The organism is Acinetobacter sp. CAU_H_56 (assembly GCF_058599425.1).
In genome coordinates this window covers 2583692-2598939 of the sequence record NZ_CM178654.1, presented here as the reverse complement: position 1 = coordinate 2598939, position 15248 = coordinate 2583692, and the positions used below count along the sequence as shown (strand labels likewise).

At 43.4% G+C, this 15248-nt stretch carries 15 protein-coding genes; 10 read left to right on the top strand and 5 right to left on the bottom strand.

Translation table 11 applies throughout. The features are described 5' to 3' along the window. Nucleotides 1–51 precede the first annotated feature (51 nt). From AC4MCC_RS12285 to AC4MCC_RS12250, 8 genes are all read left to right on the top strand, one after another. Complete coding sequence (locus tag AC4MCC_RS12285; RefSeq protein ID WP_208461875.1) at nucleotides 52–2241, top strand: carboxy terminal-processing peptidase; 2190 nt, start codon at nucleotides 52–54, stop codon at nucleotides 2239–2241. 426 nt (nucleotides 2242–2667) lie between these two features. Next, nucleotides 2668–4725, top strand: coding sequence for a bifunctional diguanylate cyclase/phosphodiesterase (locus AC4MCC_RS12280; RefSeq protein ID WP_491885377.1), 2058 nt, complete (start codon nucleotides 2668–2670; stop codon nucleotides 4723–4725). A gap of 287 nt (nucleotides 4726–5012) precedes the next feature. Beyond that, nucleotides 5013–6605 carry a peptide chain release factor 3 gene (locus tag AC4MCC_RS12275; protein ID WP_491885376.1) on the top strand — a complete coding sequence of 531 codons (1593 nt, stop codon included), beginning with the start codon at nucleotides 5013–5015 and terminating at the stop codon, nucleotides 6603–6605. A gap of 95 nt (nucleotides 6606–6700) precedes the next feature. Continuing rightward, complete coding sequence (locus AC4MCC_RS12270) at nucleotides 6701–7528, top strand: hypothetical protein (protein WP_491885375.1); 828 nt, start codon at nucleotides 6701–6703, stop codon at nucleotides 7526–7528. Between the two features lie 49 nt (nucleotides 7529–7577). Continuing rightward, nucleotides 7578–8540 (top strand): RsiV family protein, encoded by a 963-nt coding sequence (locus tag AC4MCC_RS12265; protein ID WP_491885374.1) that lies wholly within the window; start codon nucleotides 7578–7580, stop codon nucleotides 8538–8540. Next, nucleotides 8537–9358 (top strand): TatD family hydrolase, encoded by an 822-nt coding sequence (locus tag AC4MCC_RS12260; protein ID WP_491885858.1) that lies wholly within the window; start codon nucleotides 8537–8539, stop codon nucleotides 9356–9358. Before AC4MCC_RS12265 ends, AC4MCC_RS12260 begins: the two co-directional genes overlap by 4 nt. Nucleotides 9359–9487: 129 nt before the next feature. Next, nucleotides 9488–10294, top strand: coding sequence for an enoyl-ACP reductase FabI (locus AC4MCC_RS12255; protein WP_004782067.1), 807 nt, complete (start codon nucleotides 9488–9490; stop codon nucleotides 10292–10294). A 187-nt stretch (nucleotides 10295–10481) separates the two neighbouring features. Then, nucleotides 10482–10880, top strand: coding sequence for a cytochrome b562 (locus AC4MCC_RS12250; protein ID WP_491885373.1), 399 nt, complete (start codon nucleotides 10482–10484; stop codon nucleotides 10878–10880). 51 nt (nucleotides 10881–10931) lie between these two features. On the opposite strand, the gene secB is transcribed toward AC4MCC_RS12250, so the two are convergent. From secB to rsgA, 4 genes are all read right to left on the bottom strand, one after another. Continuing rightward, nucleotides 10932–11390 carry a protein-export chaperone SecB gene (secB, locus tag AC4MCC_RS12245; protein ID WP_004782070.1) on the bottom strand — a complete coding sequence of 153 codons (459 nt, stop codon included), beginning with the start codon at nucleotides 11388–11390 and terminating at the stop codon, nucleotides 10932–10934. Nucleotides 11391–11425: 35 nt separating this feature from the next. After that, on the bottom strand, nucleotides 11426–11680 hold the full coding sequence (gene grxC, locus AC4MCC_RS12240) for a glutaredoxin 3 (protein WP_004782071.1): 255 nt from the start codon (nucleotides 11678–11680) through the stop codon (nucleotides 11426–11428). Between the two features lie 21 nt (nucleotides 11681–11701). Further along, nucleotides 11702–12109 carry a rhodanese-like domain-containing protein gene (locus tag AC4MCC_RS12235; RefSeq protein WP_005232169.1) on the bottom strand — a complete coding sequence of 136 codons (408 nt, stop codon included), beginning with the start codon at nucleotides 12107–12109 and terminating at the stop codon, nucleotides 11702–11704. A 93-nt stretch (nucleotides 12110–12202) separates the two neighbouring features. After that, nucleotides 12203–13261 carry a ribosome small subunit-dependent GTPase A gene (gene rsgA / locus AC4MCC_RS12230; protein WP_034703218.1) on the bottom strand — a complete coding sequence of 353 codons (1059 nt, stop codon included), beginning with the start codon at nucleotides 13259–13261 and terminating at the stop codon, nucleotides 12203–12205. Nucleotides 13262–13385: 124 nt separating this feature from the next. Between rsgA and orn the strand changes: the two genes are divergently transcribed. After that, a complete protein-coding gene (gene orn / locus AC4MCC_RS12225) occupies nucleotides 13386–13940 on the top strand; it encodes an oligoribonuclease (protein ID WP_004782074.1) in 555 nt (184 codons plus the stop codon). A gap of 36 nt (nucleotides 13941–13976) precedes the next feature. Here orn and AC4MCC_RS12220 read toward each other — a convergent pair whose 3' ends face one another. After that, nucleotides 13977–14225, bottom strand: a complete 249-nt coding sequence (locus AC4MCC_RS12220; RefSeq protein WP_491885372.1) for a hypothetical protein — start codon at nucleotides 14223–14225, stop codon at nucleotides 13977–13979. A gap of 198 nt (nucleotides 14226–14423) precedes the next feature. On the opposite strand from AC4MCC_RS12220, the gene AC4MCC_RS12215 reads away from it, so the two are divergent. Further along, nucleotides 14424–15194, top strand: a complete 771-nt coding sequence (locus tag AC4MCC_RS12215) for a tRNA threonylcarbamoyladenosine dehydratase (protein WP_419363627.1) — start codon at nucleotides 14424–14426, stop codon at nucleotides 15192–15194. Nucleotides 15195–15248 lie beyond the last annotated feature (54 nt).

Below are 15248 nucleotides of genomic sequence, written 5' to 3'. Positions count from 1 at the left end.
AAAAGCAACACGGTCAAATTGGTCTTGAGGCCAAGGAAGTACGAATTATTTATGAAATTTCAAACAATAGCTTGTGCAGTTGCGATTGCGACAGGCGGATTATTTTTTACCCATGTGGTGAATGATGCAATTGCAGCTGATGGTAAAGAAGTAGTCAGCAAAGCAGTGCTTCAACCTTCTCAAGAACAGGCATTGGTATCCCGACAACTGGCAACTCTCGTTGATCGCCAACATTATTTGAATATGCGTCTGGATGCTCAGACTTCACAGCGTATCTTTGATTTTTATATTGATAGTCTGGATGCAGATCACAGTCTTTTTCTGGCATCTGAAATAGAAGATTATAAAAAACGCTATGGTGCTACTTTTGGTGCCAATCTGAAAGCCGGTAATTTGTCTGGCCCTTATGAAATTCATGCGCAGTATCGTGAGCGTTTAGCCCAGTTCTATACCTTTATGCTGGAAGAACTGAAAAAGCCGCAAAACCTGAACCAGAAGAATGTATATATCGAAACGGATCGCGAAAAAGCACCGTTCTTTAAAACTCAGGCTGAACAGCGTGCTCACTGGTCAAAAATGCTGGTTTCTCAGCTCATCAATCTGACTATTAGTAAGGAAGAAGAGCAGGCCAAGCAGAATGCACTCAAAGCCAACCCTGAACTGGCGAATGGTCAGGACCTGACTGGGCCGGAAGATTTAACGCCTGCTCAAACTCTGACCAAACGTTATACCCGTCAGTTAGAACGTCTCAGCCGGATCAAGAGCGATGATGTGCTGGACAAAACCCTGAATGCGATGATGCTGACTTACGATCCACACAGTAATTATTTCCCGCCTGTAGATGCGATGGAGCTGAACCGTCAGACCACCTTACAGCTGGAAGGGATTGGGGTGTCGATTCGTCCGGAACGTGGTAATGAAGATTACACCAAGATTGAAACCATTGTAGAAGGTGGGCCTGCCAGCAAATCAGGACAGGTAAAATCAGGTGACCGTATTGTTGGCGTTGCTCAAGACGGCGAACAGATGGTTGATGTAATCGGCTGGCCAAGCAATGAAATTGTTGGTCTGATTCGAGGTAAGCGCGGCACCAAAGTAACGCTGAAGTTATTAGGCCCGGGTGCGACCATGGGACAGGCGCGTAATGTCAGTCTTGTACGTGATGTGATTCAGGAAGAAGATGCCGGGGTTAGAACCCGTACCGTTGAAATCCAGCGTGATGGTAAAAAATATCAGTACGGTGTGATTGAAATTCCATCTTTCTATCTGAACTATCGTGCCCGTCGTGCAGGTACTGACTACCGTTCTGTATCAGAAGATACCAATAAGGCCCTGAAAGAGCTGGCTGCGAAGAATGTTGCCGGTATTATTGTAGACTTGCGTAATAACCCGGGTGGTTCACTTGAAGAAGTGGCACGCATGCTAGGACAGGTGATCAAGTCGGGTCCTGTGGTTCAGATTCGTGATGGTAACGGTAATGTTAGCGTCTTTGAAGATGATGATGGCGGTGCGCAAACCTATGCTGGCCCATTGGCAGTAATGGTGAACCTGGCTTCTGCATCTGCAAGTGAAATTTATTCGGCGGCGATTCAGGATTATGAACGCGGCATCGTGATCGGTAGTACCACAACGGGTAAAGGAACTGCACAGGTTCAGCTGGATAGTTTGGCACATGGTCAGGCAACGCTGACCCAGCGTAAGTTCTATCGTGTGACCGGTGGTAGTACCCAAAACAAGGGCGTGATTCCGGATATCAAGCTGGTCGACATCTATAATGAAGAGTTTGGTGAACGTAAGGCTAAAAATGCCCTAGAGTGGGATACGATTCCAACTGCGCCATTTAAACGTGAAGGTGTGGTACAGAAATATGTACCGGAACTGGCCAAGTTATCTCAACAGCGTGTCGCTCAGAACCCTCAATTCAAGTATCTGGAACAGCGTACAGCGGCTATGAAAAAAGTCGAAGACCAAAAACGTGTAGTTCTGGATCTGGAACAGCGTAAAGCTGAGTTGCTGGATATCGAGCGTAAAGCTTTAGAAGCTGAAAATGCCCGCCGTGCGGCAACCGGCCTGAAACCTTATCCGAACTGGGAAAGTTATCAGGCTTCTCTGGATGCCATGGTTGAAGCTCGAGCGAAAATGAAAGCCAAAGAGCGTCCGGCATTACCGGAAGAAGAAGCTTTTGTACTGGAAGCCGCGCATGTCTTGGCTGACTATGCTCAAGCACAGTCAAAACAGTAACTTTCACATAAAGTAATACAGTTTCTAAAACAGCCTATCTCGATAGGCTGTTTTTTTGTGCAAATAGAATGCAATATCAATTAAATATAAAGTGCTATGTAACTAAATAAAAAAGAAAAATTTGTGATTTATGTCGAATAAAAAAGCTGGAATATTAAATTTAATCAATTGATAAAATCTCAAAGACTTCTAATATATAAGCTTAATTTTTTATTTTATCGATTCAGGGCAATTTTAAACTCCACTCCAGCTACTGAAGAGATAAAAATATTGCAATAAATTTTGTATATGGCTTCAAGTTTGAAGCAGTTGGGATGAACTCTGAAAAGAGTATTTTATTTTTTATAGGGCGTAAATTTAGCGGGGAATCGTGCGAATACAGCTGTGCAATAAAATAAAAATGATCGCCCAGATGGAACATTTTATATGATTCATGCTCATCATGATGTCAGTCTGCTCATTGGATCGATGGCTGTGGCATTTATTGCCTGCTATTTGACGCTTACGCTTGAGCAGATGCTATTTCGTAATGTGTCGCTAAGGTTGAAAACCCTTATTTTACTGTTCAGCGGTGGCTTGCTGGGACTGGCGATCTGGGGAATGCATTATGTCGGCATGACGGCAGCTCATTTTCCTGATGCTTATGATATCGATACTGCAATCACATTAAGTTCTTATGTGATTGGCTTTGTGGGAGCAACCTTTGCCATCTGGCTCACTACCCGTAAAACCTTGCCTTGTGCCCGCTTGATTCTAGGTGCTGTTCTGATGGGGCTGGGCATGTCAGGAATGCACTATGTGGGCATGCTGGGCCTGAATGTTAAAAATCATGTGACTGCCTATCATCCTTTATTAATGATTTGTTCGATCCTGATTGCAACGAGTGGAGCGGGACTCAGTTTTTGGGTGGCCTTCAAATATCGACAGGCAGTGCAAAGTACAATCCGGATGAAGCTCGTGGTCGCGAGTATGCTCACGTTGACCATTGTCGGGATGCATTATACGGGTATGGCGGCACTTAGTTTTTATGAAGATGCCCATCCATTGCCCCAAGTCAGTCATTCACACTATGACTTGTTATTTTCAGTCATCCTGATTAGTTGTCTGGTACTGGTGACTGCATTTGGTGTAGCCATGCTGGAGTTACGCTTTGAATCACGTAACCGTCAGCTAATGCTGGCCAATAAAGAGCTGGCGAATCAGGCGATTCAAGATAATCTTACCAAACTGCCAAACCGTTTATATCTGGTCAAATATGCACAATTGCTATTTTCTGGCCGGCAGCAAGATACCCAGCATGAAATCGCTTTTTTATATATTGACCTAGACCGTTTTAAAGCCGTGAATGATGTGTTTGGCCATCACGTTGGGGATCAGCTACTGATTCAGCTGGCTTATCGTATTCATCAAATTCTGGGAGATGATTCCAAACTGCTACGCATCGGTGGCGATGAATTTCTGCTGGTGCTGGAAAATACTTCAGTAGAGCAGGCCTCGAAAATATCGGAAAGGATTCTGGAACTAATTCAGGAAAGTTTCCAGATCAGTGGCAAGACTATCAATATTTCGGGCAGTATCGGGATCGCGATGTATCCGAAGCATGGCCAGAATCTGCAAGATCTGCTGATCAATGCAGATGCCGCCATGTTGACTTCCAAGTATCAGGGACGAAATACCTATTCGGTTTTTAATTTCTCGACTGATCAGCATGAAAGCAAGAGCCAGAGCAAACTGATCAATGATCTGTATAAGGCAGTAGAAGAACAGCAATTTATCTTGGTTTATCAGCCAAAATTTACCCATGATGAGCAGATCTGTGGTGTAGAAGCGCTAATCCGCTGGAAGCACCCATTGCATGGTTTGCTGGGTCCAAATATGTTTATTCCGGGGGCAGAAAAAACCGGTCTGATTATTCCGATGGGCTACTGGGCTTTAGAGCAGGCCTGTAAACAGATTCAGCTCTGGGAAACTGATCATGCTGATTTTTTCCCGATCGGTGTCAATTTATCTGCGGTTCAGTTTGAGCATAAGCATCTGATCAGTACGCTGGAGCAGCTACTCAGTCAATATAAAATTGATCCTCAACATTTGATGATTGAGATTACTGAATCGACTGCCATGCATCACATTGATTCGAGTATCCGGACTTTGCAGCAGTTGCGTCAGATGGGCATCCAGCTGGCGATTGATGATTTTGGTACCGGGCATTCCAGCTTTCTGTATTTAAAAAACCTACCTGTCGATGAGCTGAAAATTGACAAGGAATTTATTCAGGGTCTGAGTGCAGGTTCCAAGGAAGAAATGATTCTGGAAAGTATTATTCAGCTGGCCATTAAACTCGGTTTAAAAGTGACAGCTGAAGGCATTGAAACTGTACAGCAAGCGGAAATTTTGACCCGTTTGGGCTGTCAGCAGATGCAGGGCTATCTGCTGGGTAAACCGATGGATGTCGAGCAACTTGAAGCTAGGGCCTTTATTTCTTGAACTCAGTAAATCACTATTTAGAAATTTTTATGATTAAGCTAATCAATTGTAAATTATAAAATTTATGTGATTATTGATTTATAATTTCTAGGTTGAGTAGTAAATTAAATCTGCTAAATAGACGAGCCAAAAAAATATCAGTTTAACCTGAAAAGAGAATAGGAAACTACGATTTCTCCAGTTTATAGGGCTGCTTATTGGCTCTAGAAATCTGCTACAATATTATCAATTTTTCATATTGATCGTATTTGATCTTGAGCACTGCGGTTCTGCAGTAGGTATTTTCCATGAGTTTTAAAGATGAGTTAGCGGCGCAGGTCGCTCAGCGACGTACATTCGCCATTATTTCCCACCCCGATGCCGGTAAAACTACCATGACAGAAAAACTGCTGTTATGGGGGCAGGCCATTCAGGTTGCAGGTATGGTGAAAAGCCGTAAATCGGATCGTGCAGCCACTTCTGACTGGATGGAAATGGAAAAAGAGCGTGGGATTTCGATCACCACGTCCGTCATGCAGTTCCCGTTCAAGGACAAGATGATTAACCTGCTTGATACCCCGGGGCATGAAGATTTCTCGGAAGATACTTACCGTACCCTCACTGCGGTAGACTCGGCGTTGATGGTGATTGACGGTGCAAAAGGTGTCGAGGAACGTACCATTAAATTGATGGAAGTGTGTCGTATGCGTGACACACCGATCATTTCTTTCGTCAACAAAATGGACCGTGAAATCCGTGAGCCTTTAGAGCTGCTGGATGAGATCGAAAATGTCCTGAAAATTAAATGTGTACCAATCACCTGGCCACTCGGTACAGGACGTGACTTCGCTGGTGTATATAACCTGCTTGAAGAAAAGTTCTATGTCTATAAAGCCGGTTTTGGTTCAGTGATTACTGATATCGAAGTTCGTGATGGCTATGACCATGCAGACTTACGTGAAAAAGTCGGTGAGCTGGCTTGGGCTGCATTTGAAGAATCATTGGAACTGGTACAAATGGCCAATGAGCCATTAGATCGTGAAGAATTCCTGGCAGGCCGTCAAACTCCAGTGCTGTTCGGTACAGCTTTAGGTAACTTCGGTGTCGACCATGTTCTGGATACATTTAGCGAATATGCACCGCCTCCCAAAGCGCATCCGACTCAAGACCGTAAAGTAGAGGCAGATGAAGAAGGTTTCACAGGCTTTATCTTCAAGATTCAGGCCAATATGGACCCGAAACACCGTGACCGTATTGCCTTCATGCGAATCTGTTCAGGTAAGTATGAAAAAGGCATGAAAATGAAGCATGTGCGTATCGATAAAGATATCCGCATTAGTGATGCCTTGACCTTCCTGGCCGGTGACCGTCAGCATCTGGAAGAAGCATGGCCGGGTGATATTATTGGTCTGCATAACCACGGTACCATCCAGATCGGTGATACCTTCACTTCAGGTGAAAAACTGCAATTTACTGGTATTCCGCACTTTGCACCGGAAATGTTCCGCCGTGTCCGTCTGAAAGATCCATTGAAGTCAAAACAGCTGCAAAAAGGTCTGAAAGAGCTGTCTGAAGAAGGTGCAACTCAGGTCTTTATGCCACAAAACAGCAATGACCTGATTGTCGGTGCTGTGGGTGTGTTGCAGTTCGAGGTGGTCGCGTATCGTCTGAAAGAAGAGTACAAGGTGGACTGTATTTATGAGCCAGTGAGCATCAATACAGTACGTTGGGTATCTTGTGAAGATGAGAAAAAATTTAACGAATTCAAGAAAAAAGCCCATGACCAATTATCTGTTGATGGTGGTGGTCACTTGACTTATCTTGCACCAAGCCGGGTGAACTTACAGCTGATGCAGGAACGTTATCCGGATATCGTATTCTGTAATACACGCGAACACTAAGCCTTCAGGCTTGGAAAATGTTAAACAGCTTCTCCGGAAGCTGTTTTATTTTGTGCTACATTTAAACGACTCATTACTTATATCTCTAAAAAATCATGAAGTTTAGTAAGGAAATTCTGCTCGGTTCAGTCATTGGCTGTAGTTTGTTACTTGGTGCATGTGATAAAAATGAAAAAGAACAGGCAGCGACGGAACAGAAAAAATCTGCAGCAGTCACCCCTGAAGAAAAAGCCAAGGTCTTGCCTTACCTGAATATTCAGGAGAAATCGGCCGATATTGCCTTGCCATTTTGTGAAACTAAAAACTGTATTAATCTGGATATTCAAACCTTAAAGACAGCCGATGCCTGGCTAAACCAGTCTATTGAAAAGCAGCAGGCAAAAGTCATTCAGGATCAGATTGGCTTAAAGCAGGATATGAGTCTGCAGCAGGCGGTTAATGCCTATGTAAAAAAATCAGATGCTTGGCAAGCCCAGCTCAAACTGAATAAGGCCTATGAGTTATCGCTATATACTCGTATTCCTTATCAGCGCAATCAATTTGTGTTAGTACAAATTGGGGTAGATAGCACTCAGGAAAATATCCGCGTCAATGAACGCTATTATTTCTTTGTGGCTGACCGGCTGCAGCAAAAAATACTCAGCCCTCTGGATATTATCAATCCTGAGCAGCAGTTGCAGATGGATCAAATTGTGCAGCAAGCTTATCAGAAATGGTTAAAAGACAATAATGCGGAAGTCCAGCAGAAAGCTCCAAAAAAACTGTATTGGGGACAGGCGGACTGGTTCTTTGATCAGGAAGGAATTGGTCTACATTATCGTAGTCAGGAAATTAGCAAAGATGCCAAACAACTGGACATCTATTTAACCAAAGAACAAACACAACAAGTCTTGAAAGTGGATATTTATCAGAATATGTTCTAACAGGTAGGTCCTGCAAGGATAAATGATGATGTTGAACAAAGGTTAATGCATGTCAAATTATAAGAATGTTTTATGTCTGTCAGTATTGGCATCAGCGGTTTTGCTGAGTGCCTGTCAGCCTAAAGAAAAAGAGCCAAAAGATACTGCTGCACCTGAAGTGGTACAGGCTCAGCCTGAAGTGCTGAAGCTGAGTGGTGATACTGAGAAGCTGAAACTGGCCTTGCCTGAATGTGAAGGAAAAAACTGTCCTGAGATTTCTATTGAGCGATTGAAAAGCAATCAGCCATTTATTGATGAATGGATAGATCAGCAGATTCTGCAGCAGCTACAGGGTATTTTGTCTATTGATGCAATCGAACCGGCAAAAGCATCGGCTGCCAGTGAAGCTGAAGCCGCTGCTTCCGAACCAGAAACCGCATTAGCCAATGTCAAAACTCCAAAACAGCAGCTTGAACAGCAGATTCAGCCGCATATGCAGACTTTCCTGAATCTGGATAAGGAGTTGAAAGCACTCAGTGCCAGCCATAGTATCAGCTTGATGATCAAACCGAGAATTCTACAATCTGGTGATCCACTCGCGACTGTGGTCTTAAACAGTACCCATTATCTCGGTGGTGCGCATGGCGCTTCTGCTCAAACCTACTACAATTTTGATCTTGAGCAGAAAAAGCTGATTAAGCTGGACGATATCATTTTGCCTAAACAAAAGGCTCAACTTGAAGCCAAAGCTTATGAGGCTTTTAAAGCCTGGGTGATGGAATCCAAACTGGCCAATGATGTAGCTGAATATGAACAGGCCTGGAAATTCAAACTGACGGATAATTTCTATCTGTCTAAACAGGGATTGGCGCTGCAATATGCCGAATATGAGATTGGTCCTTATGTGGTCGGTTTACCACGTCTGGTCATTCCTTATGAACAGCTGAATGGCATTCTGAAACCTGAATATCTGCCTCAAACAGAGAACGCTGCTTCAGAAGCCGAGCCTGCAACTCCTGCCAAAGCACGCTGATGGTTTCGTTATTTGATACCCATACCCATTTTGATGTTCCCGATTTTGATCATGATCGGGAACAGCTGGCTTATGCAGCTAAAGCAGCAGGGGTGGAGCATCTGGTCTTAATTGGTTTTTTACAGAGCCGGTTTAAGGATTTATTGCAGACGCATCATTTTATTAATCAGTTAGACAATGCGCCTCAAAGTCATCTGGCACCCGGCCTGCATCCATTTTATATTGAGCAGCATCAACCTGAGCATTTACAGGATCTGGAGCAGTTATTAAGCAGAGAGCCTTGCATAGCCATTGGTGAAATTGGTCTAGATACTTTTGATAAGCGACATAAACAGCCGGAACTTTTTCAGAAACAGAAGGATTTTTTTGCTGCACAGCTGGAACTGGCGCAGCAGTTTGATAAACCTGTGTTACTGCATATCCGTAAATCTCATGCCGATGTTTTACAGATTCTAAAACAGCATCAGTTTAAACAAGGCGGTATTGCCCATGCTTTTGGTGGTGGGATTGAAGAGGCAAAAGCCTTTATTAAACTGGGCTTTAAGCTTGGGATAACAGGACAAATCACCAATCCGAATGCCAAAAAACTGCATCAGGTGGTAGAACAGGTAGGACCGGAACATCTGGTGCTTGAAACCGATTGTCCGGACATGACGCCCTTATGTTGTCAGCATTCTACTGAACAGCGAACTCGCAATACACCTGCCAATCTGCCTTATGTCTTGCAAGGCTTGGCCAAGGGTCTGCATATGAATCAGGATGAACTGGCACAGCAGCTCTGGAAAAATACCCATCAGGCTTTACATCTGACGATCTAAGATAAAACCCTACATCGGTCGGAAACCGGATTCCAATTTATGATCCAATGAAAAAAAGGCGCATTATGCAATTTCTAAAATGCTTTAGACTTGGCATCATGCATATAAATTATTTTGAGTGAGATTCACATGGCACAAGGACTATTGGCGGGTAAGCGCTTCTTGATCGCAGGTATTGCAAGTAAATTATCAATTGCTTTTGGTATTGCTCAGGCATTACATCGTGAAGGTGCAGAACTCGCTTTTACTTATCCAAATGAAAAGCTGAAAAAACGTGTAGATGATTTTGCTGCACAATTCGGTTCGGAATTGGTTTTTCCTTGTGATGTGGCTGTAGATGCAGAAATTGACAATGCATTTGCAGAACTGGCAAAACACTGGGATGGTCTGGATGGTGTCGTACATTCAATCGGTTTCGCACCAGCACATACTTTAGATGGTGATTTTACTGATGTGACGGATCGTGAAGGCTTTAAGATTGCCCATGACATCAGTGCTTACAGCTTTATCGCGATGGCACGTGCTGCGAAGCCATTACTGGCTGCACGCCAAGGCTGCCTGTTAACGCTGACTTATCAAGGTTCTGAACGCGTGATGCCGAACTATAACGTGATGGGTCTGGCGAAAGCCTCTTTGGAAGCAGGTGTACGTTATCTGGCATCTAGCCTGGGTGCAGAAGGTATCCGTGTCAATGCGATCTCAGCCGGTCCAATCCGTACATTGGCGGCGTCTGGTATTAAATCATTCCGTAAAATGCTGGATCTGAATGAAAAAGTGGCTCCACTAAAACGCAATGTGACCATTGAAGATGTCGGTAATGCAGCATTGTTCCTGTGCTCACCATGGGCGAACGGGATTACTGGTGAAATCATGTATGTCGATGCGGGCTATAACACAGTAGGCATGAGTGCTGAACTGATGCTGGATGCAGAATAAGTCTCTTTAAAAGATTAATTCTCAGCAAAGAAAACCTCTCATTATTGAGGGGTTTTTATTTTTAATTCTAATCGTCAATGATGTAAATCTAATGACAAGGGATACAAGAATTTGGATCAAAATAATTTATCTTTCAAGGCTTTCCCACTAAGATGCTTAATATAAAAACAATACAGGACAATTAAGGATGTTTAAAAATTTTTTAATCAGCATGATTTTTGTGATGGGAACTGTGGGGATCACCACGTCGAGCATGGCAGCAGACAATCACTATCATGACAATATGCATGAACTTGACCATCATTTAAAGAAATTCAAATCTGCCAAAGATAATAAAGAGGCACAAGCAGCATTGCAGAGCATGCAAAAATCTGTGGAAGTTTGCCAGAAAAATTTACCATCAGGTCTGCAAAAGCTTAAACCGAAGGACGCAAAAATCACAGCGTATCAGGGATTGTTAACTGACTTATTGAAAGAGATTAAACAAGCTGAACAGCTTGTTGCAGGAGATCAGTTAGCCAAAGCTCAAACCCTCACGGTGAAAATGGATCAGATTAAGAAGCAGGGGCATCAAGCCTTTAAATAAGCCATAAAAAAGACCGCAATTGCGGTCTTTTTTAACTTCAAGATCAAGTGATTAAGCTTGACCTTCAACAGCAGCAGCTTGCGCACGTTGCATGTTCGCTTCAAATTCAGCATCGAAGTTGATTGGTGTAAGCAGCAATTGCGGGAAGCTACCTTTAGTCACCATATCATTCACCGCTTCACGAAGGAACGGGAACAGGATGTTCGGGCAGTAAGCACCAAGAATGTATGGCAGACGCTCTTCTTCCACGCCATCAATCAGGAAGATCCCCGCTTGAGTCACGTCAACGATAAACGCTGTATCACCTTCATTGGTTGCTTGAACCACAACTTTTAAAGCCACTTCAAAATGAGTCGGATCAATTTTTTCTGCAGAAGAAGAAAGGTTGATGTTTAACTCAGGTTGCCATTGCTTGGTAAAAACTTGTGCCCCAGGAACTTCAAAAGAAATATCTTTAGTGTAAATACGCTCTAATGCCAATTGTGGTTGAGCTTGTTGTTCTTCACTCATTCTTTAATCCTTGATATGAGGTAGGTTTTAGTAGATTAAGCCAGTAATTCGTCTAGTTTGCCTTCACGCTCTAGGGCATAAAGTTGATCAAAACCGCCGATGAATTGTTCATTAATAAAAATCTGTGGCACGGTACGATGATTGGTACGTTGCATCAATTCAAGACGTACTTCAGGGGCTTCATTCGATAAATTAATTTCTTTGAATGCAACACCTTTGCGCTCAAGGAGCTGTTTTGCACGGATACAATACGGACATACTGTCGTCGAATAGATAGTAACTTCAGCCATGATCAATCTCCTGTTCGCTGATTATTTGCTTTTCACCAAAGGTAAACCTTGAGCTTTCCAGTTTGTAATGCCGCCATCCAGACGGTAGGCATCTGCATGACCTACTTGTTGAAGCGCAGAACCTGCAACTTGCCCAAGATTACAAATGAACACCAACGGGCGATCAGATGCTTTTAACTCATCAACGTGTTTTGTAATTTGGCTATATGGAATGTTACGGCTACCACTGATGTGACCTTCACGGAAGTCTTTGGCATCACGTAAATCAATCAGCATGGCATTTTTTGCTTTAACTAAAATTCCCAGCGATTGCGGAGAGATTTTACGACCATTACGTTGACCTTCGATGATGAAGAAGACAACCACGAGTACCGCGAGTGTTCCAAACAAGAAGGGGTGATTCCCCATAAACTCGAACCAACGTTCCACAATTCACCTAATTACAATTTTAAAATTGCCAAGAGTATAGCTCATAAATATGGTGATCAAAATCACCGCTTCAAGGGCTAAGCCTTAAGAAAATTAATTTTTTTGCTGCGCTTCGTTAATTTCGTCAATTAAACGTAAATAGCTATCCAGTCGGCGCGGCAAAATTTCCCCTGTTGATGCTGCCTGACGTAAGGCACACTGTTTTTCATGTTTATGTGTGCAGTTACGGAACTGACAGTGACCGAGCAGATTTTCAATTTCCGGAAAACCACTTTGAACTTTGTCTAAAGGCAGATGCCAGAGACCAAATTCACGGATTCCCGGTGAGTCGATGAGAGCAGCGCCATCGCCAAAGGAAATCAGACGTGTGGAGGTCGTCGTATGCTGACCCAGTGCTGAGTTTTCAGAAATGACATTGGTTTTCTGTGCAGCATTCGGAACGATCGCATTAATCAGCGTACTTTTACCCACACCAGACTGACCGACAAACGCTACAGTTTCTTCATTTAGACGAGCGGACAGTTCTGTCAGATCGCCATCGGACTGGGTTTGCATGACTTCATAACCCAAATCTTTATATTCTTTAAGCAAATCCAGAATCGGATCATTTTCCTTAAGCAAATCTGATTTATTGAGCACTAAAAGTGCTGGAATCTCTGCATCTGCACAAGCCACCAGATAACGGTCAATCAAACCCGGGGCTGGCTCAGGCAATGGTGCAAACACAATCACAATCAGGGAAATATTGGCGGCAACCGGTTTAACCTTGTGGTAACGGTCAGGACGGGTCAGCAAAGAGGTACGCGGATGAATCGCCGTAATAATGCCGAGTCCAGTATTGGGATCAGCCTGCCATTTGACTCGGTCGCCTGTTACCAGCAATTCCAGGTTGGTTCGGGTATGGCAGCGCCAGACACTACCCAGTTCAATCGGCTTCCAGAATGGCTCAGGTTCGCCTTCAGCCACGACCGGTTTTTCAGGATGCTGTTCAGGTACGGACAAGGCCTGGACCTCAAGCTGGCGGCCATAATGCTGCACGACCAGCCCTTCCAGGTCTTGAGAGGTATCGATCTCTTCCTGACGCGTTTTGTGCTGTTTTTGAATACGACGTTGTTGTTGTTCAGTTAAACGACGTTTACGTATTAAAGCCATTCAAATCCTAAAAAACCATGGGAGCGAGATGGCAAAAATAGCATGAAGCGGGGTGTCAGTTACAGCATCGACGTAATAAATTTGCTACTATAAATGTTTTATAGCCTAATAAGATTGCACATTTATGAGCAGCACCCCGGATAGCCGCCTGATTTGGATTGACCTGGAAATGACAGGTCTGGATACAGACAATGACCAGATTATTGAAGTTGCCACGATTGTAACGGACGATAACCTGAATATTCTTGCCGAAGGGCCCGTGCTAGCTGTGCATCAATCTGACCGTATCCTGAATGCGATGGACGAGTGGAATACTCGCCAGCATGGTCAGTCTGGCTTGATTGAGCGTGTGCGCCGCAGTAAATTGACTGCTCAGGATGCAGAACGTGAAACCATTGAATTCCTGAAAAAATGGGTCAATCCAAAAGTATCGCCTATGTGTGGTAACTCGATCTGTCAGGACCGTCGTTTTCTGCACCGTTTAATGCCGGAACTGGAACAGTATTTCCATTACCGTAATCTGGACGTATCTTCAGTGAAAGAGCTGGCAAAACGCTGGCGCCCTGAAATTATGAGTGGCCTGAAGAAAAATGCTTCGCATCTAGCCATGGATGACATTCGTGATTCGATTGCTGAACTGAAATACTATCGTGAATATTTCTTCATTATGAATAAATAATCCGAACAGTGAAAAAGAGGCGAAAGCCTCTTTTTTTTATTTGCTTGAAGATAGTTTTTTATTATAAAAATTCTCGCTGCTCTCAAAGAGTACCCATGTTAGTAGCACCAGAGCAAGATGAGTCTGGGTTTCATATTGATCCAAGATAATCAAAGCAAATAATCCCAAAGTCAGGATACGGATCATGATACTGAGATAATAATTTTTCTGCTTTTTAAAGGCTAAAACATAAAGATACAGCACGAACAGTAAAACCATCAGGGCAAAAAGGGCGTTAAATAGCATGCTGATCTGACTCTCTTTAAGACAATAATAATTCAAATATTGTGAAGTTTATGATGGTTGTAATTTGATCAATTTTACGTATTTCAGCGATGGCACAAGAAAGCTTTTTTGACTGATTTTGTATCTGAATTTTAGTGGCAGTAAAGTGCCCATGATTTTGCTAAAATGCTCTGGTGTTTTTCTTGCTATTGATGACCTATGACTGATCTGCTTCAAGATGATGAGTATGACCGCCGTTTTGCGGGTGTAGCCAAAATTTATGGTGACGATAGCTTTCATCATTATGAAAACAGTCATGTGATGGTGATCGGAATTGGCGGTGTTGGTTCATGGGCAGTCGAAGCACTGGCACGTACCGGGATTGGCGAGCTCACACTGGTTGACATGGATGTGGTGGCAGCATCGAACATTAACCGTCAGTTACCAGCCATGACGGCGACGCTAGGATGTGAAAAAATCGAAATCATGGCGGAACGCTGCCGTTTGATTAATCCCCGAATCAAGATCAATCTGATTGACGATTATCTGACACCAGAAAATGTGAAAGAAATTCTGTCAGGAAAGCCTGACATCATTCTGGATTGTATCGATGACGTCAAAGCAAAGTTTGCCTTGATGCTGCATTGCCGTTTTAACAAGATTCCTTTGATTGTGTCAGGTGGGGCAGGCGGTAAACTGGATCCTTTAAAAATCCGGGTAGCTGATTTATCCAGAACCGAACAGGATCCAATGCTGGCAAAATTACGTGCGCAATTACGTGCTAAAGGCATCTGTAAAAAGCCAAAAGAAAAATTTGGTATCACTTGTGTCTATTCTATCGATAACCCATTTTCCAGTGCGGATGTTTGTGCAAGCGCAGGCTTACGCTGTGGTGGTTATGGGTCTGCAGTGGTAGTGACCTCTAGCTTCGCTATGGTTGCGGTATCGGAAGTATTGAAAAAGCTTGATAGCAAAAGACTTAAAGCCTGATTGAGTCAAAAAAAAAGCACACGATCTGTGCTTTTTTTTATGCTAAGTTTAAAA

Coding starts and splice junctions, on each gene's coding strand:
- AC4MCC_RS12270 (WP_491885375.1), top strand. CDS start 6,701: ATGAAGTTTAGTAAGGAAATTCTGCTCGGTTCAGTCATTGGCTGTAGT.
- AC4MCC_RS12265 (WP_491885374.1), top strand. CDS start 7,578: ATGTCAAATTATAAGAATGTTTTATGTCTGTCAGTATTGGCATCAGCG.
- AC4MCC_RS12220 (WP_491885372.1), bottom strand. CDS start 14,225: ATGCTATTTAACGCCCTTTTTGCCCTGATGGTTTTACTGTTCGTGCTG.
- secB (WP_004782070.1), bottom strand. CDS start 11,390: ATGAGTGAAGAACAACAAGCTCAACCACAATTGGCATTAGAGCGTATT.
- AC4MCC_RS12215 (WP_419363627.1), top strand. CDS start 14,424: ATGACTGATCTGCTTCAAGATGATGAGTATGACCGCCGTTTTGCGGGT.
- AC4MCC_RS12255 (WP_004782067.1), top strand. CDS start 9,488: ATGGCACAAGGACTATTGGCGGGTAAGCGCTTCTTGATCGCAGGTATT.
- AC4MCC_RS12285 (WP_208461875.1), top strand. CDS start 52: ATGAAATTTCAAACAATAGCTTGTGCAGTTGCGATTGCGACAGGCGGA.
- grxC (WP_004782071.1), bottom strand. CDS start 11,680: ATGGCTGAAGTTACTATCTATTCGACGACAGTATGTCCGTATTGTATC.
- orn (WP_004782074.1), top strand. CDS start 13,386: ATGAGCAGCACCCCGGATAGCCGCCTGATTTGGATTGACCTGGAAATG.
- AC4MCC_RS12275 (WP_491885376.1), top strand. CDS start 5,013: ATGAGTTTTAAAGATGAGTTAGCGGCGCAGGTCGCTCAGCGACGTACA.
- rsgA (WP_034703218.1), bottom strand. CDS start 13,261: ATGGCTTTAATACGTAAACGTCGTTTAACTGAACAACAACAACGTCGT.
- AC4MCC_RS12250 (WP_491885373.1), top strand. CDS start 10,482: ATGTTTAAAAATTTTTTAATCAGCATGATTTTTGTGATGGGAACTGTG.
- AC4MCC_RS12280 (WP_491885377.1), top strand. CDS start 2,668: ATGATTCATGCTCATCATGATGTCAGTCTGCTCATTGGATCGATGGCT.